20 protein-coding genes and 2 other annotated features are annotated in these 19,153 nt (G+C 44.6%); all 20 genes read right to left on the bottom strand.

Features of this window, described 5'->3' with window-relative positions:
• Positions 1-20 precede the first annotated feature (20 nt).
• Positions 21-3,554 (bottom strand): DNA-directed RNA polymerase subunit beta, encoded by a 3,534-nt coding sequence (gene rpoB, locus MKZ11_RS05365; RefSeq protein WP_340792976.1) that lies wholly within the window; start codon positions 3,552-3,554, stop codon positions 21-23.
• Between the two features lie 231 nt (positions 3,555-3,785).
• Positions 3,786-4,388, bottom strand: a complete 603-nt coding sequence (locus tag MKZ11_RS05360) for a class I SAM-dependent methyltransferase (protein ID WP_340792975.1) — start codon at positions 4,386-4,388, stop codon at positions 3,786-3,788.
• Positions 4,389-4,542: 154 nt separating this feature from the next.
• Positions 4,543-4,905 carry a 50S ribosomal protein L7/L12 gene (gene rplL, locus MKZ11_RS05355; RefSeq protein ID WP_340792974.1) on the bottom strand — a complete coding sequence of 121 codons (363 nt, stop codon included), beginning with the start codon at positions 4,903-4,905 and terminating at the stop codon, positions 4,543-4,545.
• A gap of 91 nt (positions 4,906-4,996) precedes the next feature.
• Positions 4,997-5,497 carry a 50S ribosomal protein L10 gene (rplJ, locus tag MKZ11_RS05350; RefSeq protein ID WP_340792973.1) on the bottom strand — a complete coding sequence of 167 codons (501 nt, stop codon included), beginning with the start codon at positions 5,495-5,497 and terminating at the stop codon, positions 4,997-4,999.
• A 31-nt stretch (positions 5,498-5,528) separates the two neighbouring features.
• Positions 5,529-5,677: a sequence feature (ribosomal protein L10 leader region), on the bottom strand.
• A gap of 46 nt (positions 5,678-5,723) precedes the next feature.
• Complete coding sequence (gene rplA / locus MKZ11_RS05345) at positions 5,724-6,422, bottom strand: 50S ribosomal protein L1 (RefSeq protein WP_340792972.1); 699 nt, start codon at positions 6,420-6,422, stop codon at positions 5,724-5,726.
• A 120-nt stretch (positions 6,423-6,542) separates the two neighbouring features.
• Positions 6,543-6,968 (bottom strand): 50S ribosomal protein L11, encoded by a 426-nt coding sequence (gene rplK / locus MKZ11_RS05340; protein ID WP_340792971.1) that lies wholly within the window; start codon positions 6,966-6,968, stop codon positions 6,543-6,545.
• A 169-nt stretch (positions 6,969-7,137) separates the two neighbouring features.
• Entirely contained in the window at positions 7,138-7,671 is a 534-nt protein-coding gene (nusG, locus tag MKZ11_RS05335; RefSeq protein WP_340792970.1) for a transcription termination/antitermination protein NusG, read from the bottom strand.
• 220 nt (positions 7,672-7,891) lie between these two features.
• Positions 7,892-8,077, bottom strand: a complete 186-nt coding sequence (gene secE / locus MKZ11_RS05330) for a preprotein translocase subunit SecE (RefSeq protein WP_340792969.1) — start codon at positions 8,075-8,077, stop codon at positions 7,892-7,894.
• A 52-nt stretch (positions 8,078-8,129) separates the two neighbouring features.
• Positions 8,130-8,279 carry a 50S ribosomal protein L33 gene (gene rpmG / locus MKZ11_RS05325; protein ID WP_340792968.1) on the bottom strand — a complete coding sequence of 50 codons (150 nt, stop codon included), beginning with the start codon at positions 8,277-8,279 and terminating at the stop codon, positions 8,130-8,132.
• A gap of 198 nt (positions 8,280-8,477) precedes the next feature.
• A complete protein-coding gene (gene sigH / locus MKZ11_RS05320; protein ID WP_340792967.1) occupies positions 8,478-9,128 on the bottom strand; it encodes an RNA polymerase sporulation sigma factor SigH in 651 nt (216 codons plus the stop codon).
• Between the two features lie 71 nt (positions 9,129-9,199).
• A complete protein-coding gene (locus MKZ11_RS05315; RefSeq protein ID WP_340792966.1) occupies positions 9,200-9,715 on the bottom strand; it encodes an NYN domain-containing protein in 516 nt (171 codons plus the stop codon).
• Positions 9,712-10,482, bottom strand: coding sequence for a 23S rRNA (guanosine(2251)-2'-O)-methyltransferase RlmB (rlmB, locus tag MKZ11_RS05310; protein ID WP_340792965.1), 771 nt, complete (start codon positions 10,480-10,482; stop codon positions 9,712-9,714). The genes MKZ11_RS05315 and rlmB overlap by 4 nt, the downstream gene beginning before the upstream one ends.
• On the bottom strand, positions 10,482-10,910 hold the full coding sequence (locus MKZ11_RS05305; RefSeq protein ID WP_340792964.1) for a Mini-ribonuclease 3: 429 nt from the start codon (positions 10,908-10,910) through the stop codon (positions 10,482-10,484). Before MKZ11_RS05305 ends, rlmB begins: the two co-directional genes overlap by 1 nt.
• Positions 10,907-12,307: a cysteine--tRNA ligase gene (cysS, locus tag MKZ11_RS05300; RefSeq protein ID WP_340792963.1), complete on the bottom strand. Its 1,401-nt coding sequence runs from the start codon at positions 12,305-12,307 to the stop codon at positions 10,907-10,909. The genes MKZ11_RS05305 and cysS overlap by 4 nt, the downstream gene beginning before the upstream one ends.
• A complete protein-coding gene (gene cysE / locus MKZ11_RS05295) occupies positions 12,304-12,966 on the bottom strand; it encodes a serine O-acetyltransferase (RefSeq protein ID WP_340792962.1) in 663 nt (220 codons plus the stop codon). Before cysE ends, cysS begins: the two co-directional genes overlap by 4 nt.
• Positions 12,967-13,384: 418 nt before the next feature.
• Positions 13,385-13,600, bottom strand: a binding site (T-box leader).
• A 109-nt stretch (positions 13,601-13,709) separates the two neighbouring features.
• A complete protein-coding gene (gltX, locus tag MKZ11_RS05290) occupies positions 13,710-15,173 on the bottom strand; it encodes a glutamate--tRNA ligase (RefSeq protein ID WP_340792961.1) in 1,464 nt (487 codons plus the stop codon).
• Between the two features lie 70 nt (positions 15,174-15,243).
• On the bottom strand, positions 15,244-15,720 hold the full coding sequence (gene ispF / locus MKZ11_RS05285) for a 2-C-methyl-D-erythritol 2,4-cyclodiphosphate synthase (RefSeq protein ID WP_340792960.1): 477 nt from the start codon (positions 15,718-15,720) through the stop codon (positions 15,244-15,246).
• Complete coding sequence (gene ispD, locus MKZ11_RS05280) at positions 15,695-16,408, bottom strand: 2-C-methyl-D-erythritol 4-phosphate cytidylyltransferase (protein ID WP_340792959.1); 714 nt, start codon at positions 16,406-16,408, stop codon at positions 15,695-15,697. Before ispD ends, ispF begins: the two co-directional genes overlap by 26 nt.
• Before the next feature lie 36 nt (positions 16,409-16,444).
• Positions 16,445-17,548, bottom strand: a complete 1,104-nt coding sequence (locus MKZ11_RS05275; protein WP_340792958.1) for a PIN/TRAM domain-containing protein — start codon at positions 17,546-17,548, stop codon at positions 16,445-16,447.
• Positions 17,549-17,735: 187 nt separating this feature from the next.
• A complete protein-coding gene (gene radA / locus MKZ11_RS05270; protein WP_340792957.1) occupies positions 17,736-19,112 on the bottom strand; it encodes a DNA repair protein RadA in 1,377 nt (458 codons plus the stop codon).
• Positions 19,113-19,153: the final 41 nt, after the last annotated feature.

Raw genomic sequence — 19,153 nt, 5'->3', positions numbered from 1 at the left:
TATATCTTTCACTAGGTAAATCAAACAGGCTGATTTTCTTTTATAAGATTCAAAGCATCTGTTGGTTGCATATCATCGTCTTCTTCAAGATCGCGTAACTCGATTTCTTCCAAATCAATCGACAGCATCTTAACATCCAAACCAAGACTTTGAAGTTCTTTTATAAGAACTTTAAAGGATTCTGGAACGCCTGGTTGTGGAACACTTTCACCTTTAACGATTGCTTCGTATGTCTTCACACGTCCTACGACGTCATCCGACTTCACAGTCAGAATCTCTTGAAGCGTATAAGCTGCCCCATAAGCTTCAAGTGCCCACACTTCCATCTCACCGAAACGCTGTCCACCGAACTGAGCTTTACCGCCCAGAGGCTGCTGTGTGACAAGTGAGTATGGTCCCGTTGAACGGGCATGGAGCTTATCATCGACCATGTGGGCCAGTTTGATAATGTACATGACACCGACTGATACACGGTTGTCGAAAGCTTCACCTGAACGACCGTCATACAGAATTGTTTTCCCGTCACGGTCCATTCCAGCTTCTTCCATCGTTTCCCAAACATCCTGTTCGTTCGCCCCGTCAAATACAGGAGACGCCATATGGATGCCAAGAGTACGAGATGCCATACCAAGGTGCATTTCAAGAACCTGTCCGATGTTCATACGCGATGGTACACCGAGCGGGTTAAGCATGAGGTCAATTGGTGTGCCATCCGGCAAATAAGGCATATCCGCTTCAGGTAAGATGCGGGAAATAACCCCTTTGTTCCCGTGACGTCCAGCCATTTTATCCCCAACAGAAATTTTACGTTTTTGGACGATATACGCGCGAACCAATTGGTTAACGCCCGGCGGCAATTCGTCACCATCTTCGCGATTGAACACTTTTACATCTAGAACGATCCCACCCGCGCCATGCGGTACTTTAAGGGATGTATCACGGACTTCACGTGCTTTTTCGCCGAAAATCGCATGCAGAAGTCTTTCTTCGGCAGTCAATTCAGTTACGCCTTTCGGAGTCACTTTCCCGACAAGGATATCGCCATCACGAACTTCGGCTCCAATACGTATAATACCGCGGTCGTCCAAGTTGCGAAGTGCATCTTCACCGACGTTTGGAATATCACGCGTAATTTCTTCAGGTCCGAGCTTTGTATCTCTCGCTTCAGATTCGTATTCTTCGATATGGACCGAAGTATATACATCATCTTTTACAAGACGTTCACTCATGATGATAGCATCTTCATAGTTGTAGCCATCCCATGTCATGAATGCCATGAGAACGTTGCGACCAAGTGCCAGCTCCCCTTGTTCCATTGAAGGGCCGTCCGCAAGAATATCAAGCGGCTTAACGCGATCTCCTACGCTACAAATTGGACGCTGGTTATAACATGTCCCTTGGTTTGAACGAATGAAGTTTTCAAGACGATATATTGTAAGATCGCCTTTCACTTCTTTTCCATCCACCATTTCAATACGACGAACGCGGATTTCTCTTGCCTCAACATGCTCAACAATTCCCTCAAACTTCGCAAGAACAGCCGCACCTGAGTCACGTGCTGATATATGTTCCATACCAGTACCGACGAATGGAGCTTCTGGATTGAGAAGAGGTACAGCTTGACGTTGCATGTTCGCACCCATAAGGGCACGGTTCGAGTCATCGTTCTCAAGGAATGGAATACATGCAGTTGCCGCAGAAACTACTTGTTTAGGCGAAACATCCATGTAATCGATTTGTTCCCGTTTAAAGACAGTGTTATCCCCTTGGAAACGACCGACAACTCCTTCACTAACGAAAGAACCATCTTCTGCGAGGATTGCATTTGCTTGTGCTACAACATAGTTATCTTCTACATCTGCAGTCAAGTAATCAATTTTGGCTGTGACTCGACCACTAACCGGATCAACTTTGCGGTATGGTGTTTCAATAAAGCCGAACTTATTTACTTTCGCAAATGTAGAAAGTGAGTTAATCAATCCAATATTCGGTCCCTCTGGCGTTTCAATCGGACACATACGGCCGTAATGGGAGTAATGCACGTCACGTACTTCCATTCCTGCACGTTCCCTTGTCAAACCACCGGGCCCAAGCGCAGACAATCTACGCTTGTGCGTTAATTCAGCAAGTGGATTCGTCTGATCCATAAATTGGGATAATTGAGAACTACCAAAGAACTCCTTAATAGATGCGATAACAGGACGGATATTAATTAGCTGTTGCGGTACGATTGACTGCGTATCATTAATGGACATACGTTCTTTTACGACACGTTCCATACGAGAAAGCCCGATGCGGAACTGATTTTGAAGAAGTTCACCCACTGAGCGCAGACGACGGTTACCAAGATGATCGATATCATCTGTATTACCTACACCATGAAGAAGGTTGAAGAAATAACTAATTGAAGCAACGATATCTGCAGGCGTTACGTGCTTGATGGAATCATCGACATAAGCATTGGAGATTACGTTAATCACTTGTTTCTCTTCACTTTTCGGAGAATAAATTTTAATGGTTTGGATTGTTATTTTTTCATCGAGAACTCCACTCGCATGAGTGATTTCTTCGAAACCAATTCCTTTTTCCAAGTGTGGAAGAAGACGGTCCAATGCACGGCGATCGATAAGTTGATCTTTTTCAAGCAGAATTTCACCTGTTTCAGGATCGATAAGCGTTTCAGCGACTACCTGGTTAAACAAACGATTTTGGGCATGAAGTTTCTTATTCATCTTATAGCGGCCGACATTTGCTAAATCATAACGTTTTGCATCGAAAAATCTTGAGAACAATAGATTCTTCGCACTATCCAATGTTGGCGGTTCACCTGGGCGAAGACGTTCGTATATCTCAAGTAACGCTTTTTCAGAGCTTTCCGTGTTGTCCTTCTCGAGTGTGTTGCGCAAATACTCGTTATCACCGATTAAATCAATGATTTCCTGGTCAGAAGAGAATCCAAGAGCACGGAGGAGTACCGTAATCGGCAATTTCCGTGTCCGGTCAATCCGAACGTGGACAACGTCTTTTGCATCTGTTTCGTATTCGAGCCAAGCACCGCGGTTCGGAATAACAGTCGCTCCGAATCCACGCTTACCATTTTTGTCCGTTTTGTCACTGTAATAGACACTTGGAGATCGGACGAGCTGAGAGACGATAACCCTCTCCGCACCATTAATGACAAACGTGCCGTTTTCTGTCATAAGAGGGAAATCCCCCATAAAGACATCTTGCTCTTTTACTTCTTCTGTCTCCTTATTATGGAGACGTACTTTTACGCGGAGTGGTGCCGCAAACGTTACATCCCGCTCCTTCGATTCCTCTACAGGGTATTTAGGCTCCCCAAGAGTGTAATCGATGAATTCCAACGATAGATTTCCCGTGAAATCCTGAATCGGGGAAATATCGCGGAACATATCCAGCAGTCCTTCTTCTAAGAACCACTCATAAGATGCCGTCTGGATTTCAATCAGATTCGGCAGATCGAGCACTTCGCTGATCCGTGCGAAACTTCTCCGCTGACGGTGTTGACCATACTGAACTAAATGACCTGTCAACTCTTTCACCCCTTATAAAACAATATTAGTCCTTTGCGAAACCATAAAAATAGTGTATGATATCGAAAAAAACAAAAAGAAAACGAGTTCCGGTAAGAGCTCATTTTCGGTTTTACCATCTTTTATACATCGTCAGTATGCCTTTCATTTCCATTTTTCATGCAAAAGGGCATACGACCGCACTATAATAATTTATGCATTTTACAACTTTAGCATATCAAGACTATCCAGTCAATATTTTTCGACTTTTAAAATGTAATAGCCTTTCTTCTTAACAACCGTCTCGACGTTGCCGAAAAGTTCTTTCAAACAATCTATTGTTGATGGTGCACCTTGTTTTTTCTGAATGACGATCCATAACTCACCGCCAACTTTCAGTTTCAAAAAAGCACCTTCATAAAACTTGAATACCGTCTCTTTTCCTGCACGGATTGGCGGATTCGTCAAAATTGCAGCAAATCCCCCTGCCGTGACACCGGATAATGCATCACTTGGATAAATCTCCACATTCGAAATGCTGTTTTGTTTTGCATTATACGCAGCAAGAGCGAGTGCACGTTCATTCACATCAACCATGTGAACGCTCCGTTCCGGAAAAGATGCGGCAATCGATAAGCCAATCGGACCATAGCCACAACCAACGTCAAGAATTAACCCTTCCGTTACTGACAACATAAAACTCTCAGCTAAGAGCCGCGAACCAAAATCCACTTCACCTTTACTGAAAACTCCTGCATCCGTCTTAAATCGAAGCGTTTTTCCGCGTAATTCGGCGGACCATTCTTTCGGATTACTTTTCACTTTCGGATTTTCCGAGTAGTAATGTTCAGACACGCAAGTCTTCCCCCTCGTCTAGAAACTTATAACACAAAAAAGAAGATCGCCTGAGTTTTCTGACGATCAAATGACTTGTTTTACACAAGCCAAAGATAAAAAAACGAAGAAAAGCCCGTCCAAATCCGACGAGCTTTTCTTCATTATTCAAAAATTACTTAACTTCGATTGATGCGCCAACTTCTTCAAGTTTCGCTTTCATTTCTTCTGCTTCTTCTTTAGAAACGCCTTCTTTGATTGCTTTAGGAGCTTCGTCAACAACTGCTTTCGCTTCTTTCAAGCCTAGACCTGTAATTTCGCGAACCGCTTTGATAACTTTGATTTTTTGATCTCCAGCAGATGCAAGGATTACGTCGAATTCTGTTTGCTCTGCAGCAGCTTCGCCACCGCCAGCTCCTGCCATTGCAACAGGTGCTGCAGCAGTTACGCCAAACTCATCTTCGATTGCTTTTACAAGGTCGTTAAGTTCAAGTACTGTCATTTCTTTGATCGCTTCAAGAATGTTTTCTTTAGTCATTATATTTTCCTCCTAGTAATTGTTTTAGTCAGGCAAGCCCAAGCGTATTCCTTGTAGTCTTAACCCGCAAGTTGTATTTCAAGCGGCGATATTAAGCGCCTTGTTCTTCTTTTTGCTCTGCAACAGCTTTTGTTGCAAGCGCGAAGTTGCGCATTGGAGCTTGAAGAACGCTGAGTAGCATAGAAAGTAGACCTTCGCGTGACGGGAGATCCGCCAATGCTTTAATGTCCGCTTCAGATGCAATTGTTCCTTCGATTACGCCAGCTTTGATTTCAAGCTTTTCGTTTTTCTTTGCAAAATCGTTAAGGATTTTTGCAGGAGCAACGACGTCCTCGTTTGAAAATGCGATTGCATTCGGGCCTGTAAGGTGTTCGTTCAACCCTTCAAGTCCTGCAGCTTCAGCAGCACGGCGTGACATCGAGTTTTTATAAACTTTAAAGTCAATACCTGCTTCACGAAGCTGTTTACGTAGTTCGGTAACTTGACCGACTGTAAGACCGCGGTAGTCAACTACAACGACAGATGCAGCTGATTTCAACTTGTCTGTAATTTCACCAACTACCGCTTGTTTTGCTTCTAATACTGTGCTCATTTGGACACCTCCTAAAAAGTTTGGGTCACTTATACCGATATGAAAAGCCCTCAATCTACAAAAGCAGACTGAGGGCTGAAAAGTCGTCATCTTTTAAAAGAAAAAGAGCGTCTTGTCCTCGGCAGGAAGTTTTAAGCGGCATGCCGCTCCTGCTGTCTACGGTACAAATGGTTATATTCACAACAGAAATCATCTTATCAAAAGACTATCTCTTTGTCAATATTTATTATTTGATTACTACGCTTGAAGGATCAACTTTTACAGAAGGACCCATTGTAGTCGTAACGTTAACCGACTTCATGTATGTTCCTTTTGCAGAAGCTGGTTTCGCTTTTTGAACAGTTTCAAATACAGTTGCAAAGTTTTCTGCAAGTTTAGCATCATCGAATGAAACTTTTCCGATTGGCGCGTGAATGATTCCCGCTTTGTCCGCACGGTATTCAACTTTACCTGCTTTGATTTCTGCTACTGCTTTCGCTACGTCAAATGTTACTGTGCCAGTTTTCGGGTTAGGCATAAGTCCTTTTGGTCCAAGAACACGTCCAATTTTCCCTACTTCACCCATCATGTCCGGAGTAGCAACGATAACGTCAAAGTCAAACCAACCTTGTTGGATTTTAGCGATATATTCAGCATCCCCTGCATAGTCTGCACCAGCAGCTTCAGCTTCTTTAAGTTTTTCGCCTTTTGCGAAAACAAGAACGCGTTGAGTTTTACCAGTACCGTTCGGAAGTACAACTGCTCCACGGATTTGTTGGTCATTTTTACGAGTATCGATTCCAAGACGGAATGCAACTTCAACTGTTGCGTCAAAATTAACCGTGCTTGTTTTTTTCGCAAGCTCGATTGCTTCTTTAACGTCGTACGCTTTCATGTGTTCAACTAGTTTTGCAGCTTCTGTGAACTTTTTACCTTTTTTAGCCATTTAAAAATTCCTCCTCGATTGTGGTTTTAACGGGTTAAACCTCCCACGAATAAGGGTTGCGTGCTCCGGAGAACAAGCGCAACCCCCACTACAAACAACTATTGCTTTATAAAATCAAGATCAGTCTTCGATCGTGATTCCCATACTGCGAGCAGTACCTTCAACCATTGCCATCGCTGCTTCAACTGACGCTGCGTTTAAATCTTCCATCTTTTGTTCTGCAATTTCGCGAACTTTATCACGTTTTACAGTAGCAACCTTGTTCTTATTCGGTTCACCTGAACCTTTTGTAAGATTAGCTGCAACCTTCAGCAATACTGCTGCCGGTGGAGTTTTTGTAATGAAAGTAAATGAACGGTCTTCGAATACAGAAATTTCAACAGGAATAATAAGGCCTGCTTGATCCGCTGTACGCGCATTGAATTCTTTACAGAATCCCATGATGTTCACACCTGCTTGTCCTAACGCCGGTCCAACTGGTGGAGCCGGATTCGCTTTCCCAGCAGGAATTTGCAATTTAACAACCTTAATGACTTTTTTAGCCACGAGACACACCTCCTTAAGTCCGTGATGTGGTAATAGGGTTACCCCTCCCACTCATATGTGCCTGCCGGCTTGCACCGGTAGAATTTGGATAATTCGACCAGACCATTTGTTTACAGTCTGACCTTTGAAATGATACCACTATTTCGCTATGTGCGCAAGTGACAAATGATTATAATTTTTGAACCTGTTCGAAGTCAAGCTCCATTTTCGTTTCTCGACCGAACATATCCACAGATACTTTCACTTTACCTTTATCTTCGTCAATTTCTTCCACTTTACCTTGGAAGTTCGCGAATGGACCTTCCAATACTTCAACCATTTCGCCGAGATCAAAGTCAATCTCTACTTTACGCTCTTTCACGCCCATTTGTTTGAGAATGAAATCGACTTCTTCAGGAAGCAATGGCGTTGGCTTTGCGCCTCCGCCTGATGATCCTATGAATCCCGTAACGCCTGGTGTATTCCGAACAACATACCAAGAATCATCCGTCATAATGATTTCCACAAGAACATAACCCGGGAAAGTTTTCTTCAGAACTGTACGTTTTTTACCGTCTTTAAAATCTGTTTCTTCTTCTTCCGGAATGACCACGCGGAATATTTTATCAGACATACCCATCGTTTCAACACGTTTTTCCAGATTGGCTTTCACCTTATTCTCATAACCGGAGTACGTATGCACGACATACCAATTTTTCTCCATATCCATAGTGACGAGGACTGAACGTCCGTCCCTCCTTTTTTCGTACAAATAAGAAAAGCACCAGGCGCCGTCCAGCCCAGACAGGCATAAGCGATGAAAGCAAGCGGTCTAAGATCGAGACATTCTATCGCAGGGCGGTACCTGAAGCCTTAACAATTGAAAAACCCCGTTCATACTGCTTGACGGGATATTTTTCAAGTGAAATATTCATATTCCTTTATTATAACGCAAGGTACCATTCTAATACTCGTGAAATGCCAAGGTCAACGAGTCCGAAGTAGACCGCCATGAAAACGACTGTTGAAAGAACAACAATTGTGTAACGCGTCAATTCTTTGCGTCTCGGCCAGCTGACTTTTCTCATTTCCGAGACAACGTCTTTGAAAAAACCAATTAACTTGCCCATTATATCGTAAACCTCCGAATATAAGTATGATCCTGCTTCTTAACTAACTGTTTCATGCCGTTTGTCTATGCAATAGATGTGCATTGCAATGTCTGCAAAACTTCTTAATTGACAAACGTTCTGTTGGTTTATCTTTCCGTGCCGGCACGGAATAGTTTCGTGATCCGCATGTATCGCAACTTAAAATAATTTTTTTAGACATTCCGTCACCCCTTGCGACTCATTGTTCTTTATTCGAAAAGAGCCTACGCAGCGCATATTTAAGGGCGCGAGGAGCCGAGATGAAAACTGTTAAATGCCTCTGCAGCCTTATATCCCCGGACTTCTTGAGCATCTTCTCATAGTCTTGCTAAAGAGTACCATCTACCATTGATGATGTCAATACTATGGAAATGGATAATCACCACACTGCATCGACTTGCATATAGCGCTCAAGTTTACGTTTTATCCGCTGAAGAGCATTGTCCACAGATTTCACTTGCCTATTCAACTCTTCAGAAATCTCCTGGTACGATTGGCCGTCTAGGTACAGTGCGAGCACTTGTTTCTCAAGACTGCTTAGCACCTTATTCATTTCATCTTCCATCTGTACAAAATCTTCCCTGTGAATCATGAGACCTTCAGGATCATCCAGAACAGGACCAGCAATTACGTCTAGCAATGTGCGGTCGGACTCTTCGTCAAATACCGGCTTGTCCAATGACACTGACGTATTAAGTGGAATATGCTTTTGTCTTGTTGCAGTTTTAATAGCTGTGATAATCTGCCGCGTGATGCAAAGTTCCGCAAACGCCTTGAATGAACTCAATCGATCCTCTTTAAAATCGCGGATTGCTTTGTACAGGCCGATCATGCCTTCCTGAATGATATCTTCCCGGTCCCCGCCGATTAAAAAGTATGAGCGCGCTTTCAATCTGACAAAAGATTGATACTTCTTAATAAGAAAATTAAGCGCATCCGTGTTGCCTTCGTGGATGATTGCTATGATTTCTCCGTCGGATAATCCGGTGAAATCCGATATGCTGTCTACAACGTATGTTTTCTCCACCATCTGGATCACCCCGGTTCGTTATCACTATTATATAACAAGTATACCTTACTGGAAAAATTTACGTCAACCGTTCATTTCATTCCACGTCGCCATTTTTCAAATATTTCTGCAACTTCGTCAGTTAAAGGTATCTTTGAAAGCGGCCGCTGCCCTTGGATTGTCTTCACTTTTGCCGATATAAGTTCATCAATTTTATTTATTTCAAGTTCTAGCTCGCGAGCCGACTTTCTTAGTGCGCCATGTGCAAAAATGACCCATTGTTCTGTTAAATCAGATGTGGCTACATGAATTTGAACACTTCGTCCCCTCAATTCGGAAACCAGTTTTTCAATTCTTTCATCGGCAGTTTCTTTTTCCCGGGTAAAGACAATCTCGACATTGTAGTGCCGTTTTCTTTTTTCAATACCCGGTACAAGATGCGCATCAAAAATAATAATGACACGCCAACCAGTATGCGCCTTGTATTCCGCCATCCGTTCTATCAAACGGTCCCGTGCATCCGCTAGTTTTTTCCGCTTCATCCCGCCCAGTTCCTCCCATGCGCCGATAATATTATAGCCATCGACTAGGAGTATATCTGTTTTCATCTGTTAGACGTATGCGGTTGACGTTTGCGCAGTACCTCGTACATAAGAAGGGAAGCTGCAACTGACGCGTTCAATGAGGTAACATGTCCAACCATTGGCAAATGATAGAGGAAATCGCATTTCTCTTTCAAAATACGCGACATTCCTTTTCCTTCACTTCCGATGATAACAGCAAGTGGAAGCGTCGCATCCATTAACCTATAATCTACTGATTTGGCAGCATCTGTCCCCGCAATCCAGACTCCCCGCTTTTTTAGTTCCTCTACCGTTTGGGAGAGGTTATTTACACGGACGACAGGGATATGTTCAATTGCACCTGTAGATGACTTGGCAACAACGCCTGTCAACCCGACGGCGCGGCGCTTCGGTATGATAACTCCGTGGACCCCTGTTGCATCTGCAGTCCGAAGAATCGAACCCAGATTGTGGGGATCCTCGAGTTCGTCGAGAATGAGGAAGAACGGATCTTCCCCTCGCTCGGTTGCAACTGTAAATAAGTCTTCTAATTCCGCATATTCGTAAGCCGCAACCGAAGCGATAATTCCCTGGTGATTCACATCAAGCAAACCATCCAACTTTTGTTTCGGCACTGCCTGTATGATAATCCCGGCTTTTTTTGCCAAGGATAGAATCTCACCGATACTTTTCATATGAAGCCCTTCAGCAACCCATATCTTATTCAGTTCCCTGCCGGAGCGTAGCGCTTCAACAATAGGATTTTTCCCACCAATTAATTCAGCTTCAATTTCATTTTCGTGTTCATTCATCATAATCCCTCCTCTTTCGGCATTTCGATGAACCGAATTGACTCATCGATAATCTCTTTCACTCGTTCTTCTCTGCCCAGTAAATGCAAGTAACCAATGACAGCTTCAAATCCTGAACTATAGTTGTACGTCACGACATCCGTGTTTTTAGGGACAGAACCAGATTTCGCATTGCGACCGCGCCTCATGACCGCCGCTTCCTCTTCCGTCAGAAATCCTGATTCCTGCATCATCTTCAGTGTAGCTGCCTGTGATTTCGCAGATACATAATGCGTCGCTTCCCTGTGTAGCACATTCGGTTTCACACGCCCTGAGCGCAGAAGATGCTCCCGAATTGCCTGTTCGTATACCGCATCTCCCATGTAAGCAAGGGCCAATGCCTTTATTTGTTTAACATCTATATCACGCAAGTTATACACGTCGCTCATCCTCTTTTCCAACGTGTGCCTTGTGCTGTATCTTCCAGGATGATGCCTTGCGCTTTCAATTCATCACGAATTTCGTCTGATCGATTGAAATCACGGTTGCGGCGTGCCGCTAGCCGTTCTTCAATTAGCGCTTCGATGTCTTCGTCCAATAAACCTGCTTCGTCATCAAGTGGCAATCCAAGAACCGTCATCAACCCATCAAATGTATGGATGAAATGCTCAAGGACATCCGATTGCGTATTCTTTTCTAGCAAATAGACGTTTGCCAGCTTCGATAACTCGAATATCGATGCAATAGCGTTCGCCGTGTTGAAGTCGTCATCCATTGCCGTTTCAAACTCACTTTTAATTTCATCCACTTTATGATTCCAGATATCTTTCTGGTCGCCGAGATCCGCAGACGTTTCGAGTCGGTGTTTCAAGTTGTTATATGCGGTACGGATTCGAGCAAGCCCGTTTTCTGCACTCACAACTAATTCTTGCGAGAAATTGACCGGATGTCTGTAGTGAACGGATAACATAAAGAAACGAAGTACTTTCGGATCAATCTGCTTCCTAATATCGTTTACAAGAACAAAATTACCCAGTGATTTGGACATTTTTTCATTATCGATATTAATGTACCCATTGTGCATCCAATAACGGGCAAACTGTTTGCCTGTCATCGCTTCCGATTGAGCGATTTCGTTTTCATGATGTGGGAATGTCAGATCTTGACCTCCCGCATGAATATCGATTGTATCGCCAAGGTGCTCTCTTGCCATGACCGAGCATTCGATATGCCAGCCTGGACGCCCTAATCCCCATGGACTATCCCATGAAATTTCACCCGTTTTAGCCGATTTCCATAGGGCAAAGTCGAGCGGATTTTCTTTCTTATTGCCTTCCTCAATTCGCGCTCCAACCTTTAGTTCATCCGTTGATTGGTGAGACAATTTACCATAGCCATCGAATTTCTGAGTACGGTAATAGACATCCCCTTGCGATTCATAGGCGAAGCCTTTATCAACCAACACGTTGACGAAATCAACAATATCTTCAATATGATCCGTCACACGCGGATGAACATCCGCTTTGCCGCAACCGAGCGCAGAGACGTCTTCGAAGTAAGCATTGATGAAGCGTTCCGTCAGTTCACCGACCTCTTCCCCGAGTTCGTTTGCCGCCTTAATGATTTTGTCATCGACGTCTGTGAAATTTGAGACGTATGTTACGTCATATCCACGATATTCAAGGTAGCGACGTACCGTATCATAAACAATAACCGGACGTGCGTTTCCGATGTGGATGTAATTATAAACAGTAGGGCCGCAGACATACATCTTCACTTTGCCTTCTTCCAATGGGATAAAGGGCTCTTTCTTGCGTGTTAACGTGTTATAAATTTGAATCGTCATGATAAATCCCCTTCCTTCACTTTGGAATTCTCCAATTGTTCGAGCCTGTTTTTCAAATAGTTAATCTCATTTTCAAGCATCTGACATCTATCAGCTACAGGATCCGGCATGTCACGATGATCATGTTTACTCTTCACCCGCACACCGTTCGAAATGACGACCTTCCCCGGGATACCAACAACCGTCGACTCCGGCGGTACGTCTTTTAGCACGACTGAACCTGCCCCTACTTTACTGCCCTCACCAATTGTGATGGAGCCCAACACTTTCGCACCCGATGCAACAAGTACATTATCATGAAGCGTCGGATGCCGCTTGCCGCTTTCTTTACCTGTACCGCCGAGGGTTACGCCTTGGTAAATCGTGACGTCATTACCGATTTCACATGTTTCTCCTATGACAACACCCATACCGTGATCTATGAAAAACCTGCGCCCAATCTTTGCGCCGGGATGAATTTCTATTCCTGTGAAAAAACGGCTGATCTGCGAGACAAGACGTGCTAAAAATAATAACTTTCTTTTATACAAAGCATGTGCAATTCGATGAGACCATAACGCGTGTAATCCGGAATAAGTTAACACCACTTCGAAAGTATTACGTGCCGCCGGGTCCTGTTCAAATATGCACCGAACGTCTTCTTTCATTCTGCGAAACAACTCGTTCACTCCCCTTTTTTCGTGTTTAGCTCCAGCGGCCAGATGCTCGGGTCATAAGCCGACCCGACTACGCGGGATAGCGCCCCGCTTCACCGGTCCGTCTTATGCCTGTCGCGGGCCTACAAAATGTAGGTCATGCAGCTGTTGCCACAGGACGTGGCGCACTTAAGCTGCGTTCCTTTGCTCTGGCCGCTTCCGCTTTTCTTGTCTAGCTTCAGCGGCCAAATGCTCGGGTCATAAGCCGACCTGACTACGCGGGAAAGAGCCCCGCTTCGTCAGTCCGTCTTATGCCTGCCGCGGGCCTACAGGATGTAGGTCATGCAGCTGTTGCCACAGGAAGTGGCGCACTTAAGCTGCATTCATTTGTAAAGGCCGCTTCCGCTTTTCTCATAAAAAAATACGTCCCCGTCAAATAAATGACAGAGACGCATTGAATGCGTGGTTCCACTCCGCTTGGAAGGTGTTTGCCTTCCCGCTTGACGCCCATAACGCTGGCGATGCGTCCGGCCTACTTACTTTCGGCACGGCACTCAAAGGGGCATTTCCACGTTGCAGAGGCACGGATCATTTACAGCCGGTGATGATCCTCTCTGAAGAGCTTGCAACATGTACTTATCCTTCTCAACGATTTAGGTCTATAGGAGTCATTATGACAGGACGACGCGATTTTAGACCACGTTCCTTAAAACAACCTCCTATAGATATTACTTCCCATTTTACATTTCAAAAGTCGAAAGTCAATGTTATTGTTTTGCGTATTTAGCAACTCGCGCGATTGACTTTTCTTTACCTATTAAAGCAATGGATGCCTGTAATTCAGGCCCATGCATCTGACCTGTTGTCACAACACGGATTGGCATAAATAAGTTTTTCCCTTTATGGCCGGTTTCCTTCTGGACTGCTTTAATAGCGTCTTTGATGGACGGTGCATCAAAAGTTTCGAGTGCTTCCAGTTTTTCTTTGAATGAAGCCATGACCTCAGGCACCTGTTCCCCGGCAAGTACAGCTTGTGATTCTTCATCATATTCAATCTCATGATCGAAAAACTGGGCGGATAGTTCAACAATTTCCGCTCCAAAGCTGAGCTGATCCTGATAAAGAGCGATTAGATCATGTGCCCAAGCAGTTTCCGCTTCTGTCATATCTTTATTAATAAGTCCGGCATCTTGAAGATATGGCAATGCAAATTCAACCACTTCATCGAGGCTCATTTTTTTCACGTATTGGTTATTCGTCCATGTCAATTTTTGTTTGTCGAACATAGATGGAGATTTAGATAATCGGCTTACGTCGAACATCTTGATGAGCTCTTCGTGTGTGAAAATCTCCTCTTCTCCACCCGGCGACCAGCCAAGCAATGCAAAGAAGTTGAACATCGCGTCAGGTAAGTACCCGAGGTCTTTATATTGTGAGATGAATTGAATAATCGACTCATCGCGTTTTGAAAGCTTTTTACGATCTTCGTTTACAATTAGTGTCATATGACCGAATTGCGGATATTGCCAACCAAAGACATCAAACACCATTAGTTGTTTTGGTGTGTTCGTCAAATGTTCTTCTCCACGGAATATGTGGGATATTTTCATAAAATGATCGTCGATTACGACCGCGAAATTATAAGTCGGGATACCGTTCGCTTTCACAAGAACCCAGTCACCGATGTCTTTCGATTCGAATGACACTGTGCCACGCACAAGGTCTTCCACTTTATACGTAACATTTTCCGGCACACGCATACGAATTGTATGCGGCAGTCCGGCAGCTTCTTTTTCTGCTACTTCTTCCGCGCTCAGATTGCGGCATTTACCGCCATACATTGGCGCTGCAATACCTGCTGCCTTCTGGGTTTCACGCTCTGCTTCCAGTTCTTCTGATGTACAGAAACATTTGTAAGCATGACCATTCTCCACGATTTCCTGACCGTATTTCGTATAAAGGTCAAGACGTTCCATTTGACGATATGGACCATATGGACCTCCGATGTCAACTGATTCATCATAATCGATGCCCAGCCATTTTAAATTATCAAGTTGGGAAAGTTCTCCCGATTCGATATTACGTTCAATATCCGTATCCTCGATTCGGACGATAAATTTCCCTCCGTGATGGCGTGCATAAAGATAGTTGAAAAGCGCAGTCCGTGCTCCTCCAATATGTAAATGGCCTGTCGGACTTGGCGCATAACGTACGCGTACTTCTGTTGTCATATGATTTCTCTCCGATCTGATTTTACTACTGTTTGTTATTTTACCACTTGCCCTGATTGTTTAAAAGCTGTTATGCCTTAATGAGAAGAATCGTCGCCATAGAAGCAATCCCTTCTTCGCGTCCAGTAAATCCTAGTTGTTCTGTTGTCGTCGCTTTAATATTCACTTGTGTTTCATCTGCCTTCAACAACTCTGCGACACGCTTACGAATCACTTCAATATACGGTGCCATTTTTGGCTTTTGTGCAATAATCGTGCAGTCAATATTTCCGAGTTTATAGCCTTTGTCTTCTACGAGTGTCCAGATTTTTTCTAACAGTACTGCGGAGTCCGCATTTTTGAATGCAGCATCCGTATCTGGGAAATGCCGTCCGATATCTCCTTCACCGATCGCGCCAAGAGCCGCATCAGTAATTGTATGCAGAAGCACATCCGCGTCAGAATGGCCCGTTAACCCCCTGTCATGCGGAATTGTTACGCCGCCAATGATAAGCGGGCGACCTGCCTCGAATTTATGTACATCAAAACCTTGTCCTATGCGAATCATTAAAATCCTCCTGTCTCCTTCTTAATAAGATCTCTCCGAATAGGAGATCTTCCTGTGTAGTCATCTTAACATTGTCATACGTACTTTCGACGATGTGCACAGGCTGTCCGAAACGTTCTACAAGCATTGATTCATCCGTCCCTAGAAAGCCTTGTGCTTGTGCTTCTTCAGACGACCGTTTAAGCAAAGCGTATCGAAACGCCTGCGGGGTTTGGATGACCCATAACTTGCCGCGATCCACCGTCTGCTCAACAACGCCCTCCTTTGCATATTTCATCGTGTCTTTCGCCCGCACACCCGCAATTGCCGCACCATGTTCGTTAGCTACTTTCACCAGTTCAGCAATGACCGAGAGGCGGATAAACGGTCTTGCAGCATCATGGACAAGAACAATACCATCCTTGTCATATACTTTCATACATGCCGCCACACTATCTTGCCGTTCTCCTCCGCCATCTACCAGCGCAGTCACTTTCCTGATAGCAAACTCTTCAAGCAACGCTTGGATATACTCACGTTCGTCTGACTTTACCGCAAGGATGATCCCCTCGCATGCCGGATCACCTTCGAACACATCGAGCGTATGAATCAAAATCGGCTTGTCATCCAATTTTAAAAAAAGTTTATTATAACCTGCACCCATTCGCTGACCGCTTCCAGCTGCAGGCATCATAACTGTATAGTTCACAATTGCCATCCTCTTCTATTCATAATCACAAACTGCTTAATTCACTTTTGAAATCTTACCATTTTTAAGTTTTGCGAAAATCATTCGCCCTGCTGACGTTTGTAACACACTAGTTACAACGACATCAACGGCGTTGCCAATGTGGAATTTCCCATCCTCGACTACGATCATTGTGCCATCATCCAAATAGGCGACACCCTGATTATGCTCCTTGCCATCTTTAACGATGACGACGTACATATCTTCTCCCGGAATGACAACCGGTTTCACAGCATTTGCAAGATCATTAATGTTCAACACGGATACACCATGTAAATCTGCGACTTTATTCAAGTTAAAGTCATTTGTCACGACAAGCCCGTCCATACTTTTCGCCAAATGCACAAGCTTCATGTCTACCTCTGGAACGCCGTTGAAATCTTCGTCCGTTATAAGGATATTCGGACCGTCGTCGGTTTGCATGCGTTTTAGAACATCAAGCCCGCGTCTGCCTTTTGTCCGCTTTAACGTATCCGAGGAATCCGCAATATGCTGCAACTCTGTTAATACGAACTGCGGCACTACAAGCACGCCTTCCAGAAAGCCGGTTGCAGAAATATCGGCAATCCGACCATCTATAATAACACTCGTGTCCAAGACTTTGTAGAGCTTACCTTTTGTTTGCCCCGCTGCATCCTCCACTTCTTTCTTTTTGAGCCCACTGTTTTTTGTAGACTGCAGCGCATGGATCAGTTCCTCCCGTTTCTTAAACCCGACCTGAAAACCGAGATACCCAAGAATAATCGATAAAAGAATTGGAAGTACAGACGTAATGACAGGTATCTGAATACTGCTCAAACCAAAACTGACAAGGAATGCGACACTCAAACCTACCATGAGACCAATTGTACCAAAGAGCAAGTCGAAAATCGGCGCTTTCAGTAAGCGCTCTTCCATCCACTTAATAAAATTAATAATCGGTTCAGTTAAGAAAAGACTGAGCAAAAAGAGAAGCGCTGCTCCAAGGATTGCGGACACGTATGGATTGTTTATTAATAGACTCGAAGTAAAAGAAAATAATTTGAATAAATGCGGTAAAAATAACACACCCAACGTTCCTCCAATTAGCAGGAATGAAACTTGAACTACCTTTTTCAACATATGAACCACCTCCTTATTTTACTAATTATACATGTTTCCCCTTCATACCGCTTTGATAAGCATAGGGAAATGCAATATTTCCTTCTATCGTCATAGGACTCTCGACCGCACATGAAAGTTCCTTATCTTTGCATCATTGCAACAGCGAAACGACAGGGGCTGCCATAGTGGCAGTCCTATCCTGCATTCATTCTTTGAAAGCGATTTTCAAGGCATCGCTGACTGTTTCAACACCGACCACACGGATGCCTTTCGGGTAATCCCAGCCGCCGAGATTCGAAGCGGGAACAATGACGCGTTCGAAACCAAGTTTTGCCGCCTCTGTCACACGCTGTTCGATGCGGGAGACCCGGCGTACTTCGCCCGTCAGGCCGACTTCGCCGATAAAGCAGTCAGACAACCCAGCCGCCAAATCACGGTAGCTAGAGACAATGCTCATGAGCACGGCGAGGTCGATTGCCGGTTCATCCAGCTTCACGCCGCCCGCAACTTTAATATAAGCATCCTGAGCCTGCAACAGCATACCCATCCTTTTCTCAAGCACAGCCATCAACAAGGAAACTCTGTTTTGATCGAGACCGGTTGCCATTCGCTTCGGATAGTTGAAACTCGACGGAGTGACCAGCGCTTGAATTTCAACAAGAATCGGGCGCGTTCCTTCCATCGATGCGACAACCGTCGAGCCGGGCCCACCTTGAGACCTTTCTTGGAGGAACAATTCGGACGGATTGAGCACTTCCTTCAACCCGGATTGCAACATTTCAAAAATGGCGATTTCATTTGTCGAGCCAAACCGATTTTTCACACTGCGCAGAATCCGATACGTATGATGACGCTCCCCTTCAAAATACAGAACGGTATCCACCATATGCTCAAGCAACCGCGGTCCTGCAATCTGGCCATCTTTCGTCACGTGACCCACGAGGAAAATAGCGATGTTCTGCGTCTTGGCGATGCGCATCAGTTGAGCTGTACATTCGCGTACTTGAGATACACTTCCAGGCGCTGACGCCACTTCGGGGTGATGGACCGTTTGGATTGAGTCCACGATAACAAACGTCGGTTTCACATCCGCAATCGTTTCATGAATTAAGCCAAGATCCGTTTCCGCATAGATATATAGTTCATCCGACTTTACGCCAAGTCTTTCTGCACGCAGTTTCGTCTGGCGAATTGATTCCTCCCCTGAAATATAAAGGACACGCTGCCCTTTATTCGCAAGCAGTGAAGACACTTGAAGAAGGAGTGTCGACTTTCCAATGCCCGGATCTCCACCAATCAGAATGAGTGAGCCAGGTACAATCCCGCCGCCCAGAACCCGGTTAAACTCATCCAGGTCTGTGTCGATTCGTGGTTCCTGCACCATCTCGATTGAACTGATCGGCAATGCTTTTTGACGAACAGCATCCGTATGCTGAAATGCACCGCGCGGACCTTTTTGGGCAACAACTTCAACTTCTTCTTCCATCGTGTTCCATTCGCCGCAGCCTGGACACCTGCCCATCCACTTCGGTGATTCATAGCCACAGGATTTACACATGAACTTTGTCTTTCTTTTTGCCATAAAATCCTCCAAACACGAAAAGGACAGCCCATCGCCGCCGA

Source organism: Sporosarcina sp. FSL K6-1508 (assembly GCF_038007465.1).
GTDB lineage: Bacteria > Bacillota > Bacilli > Bacillales_A > Planococcaceae > Sporosarcina > Sporosarcina psychrophila_B.
This window is presented reverse-complemented; position numbering and strand designations above follow the sequence as displayed.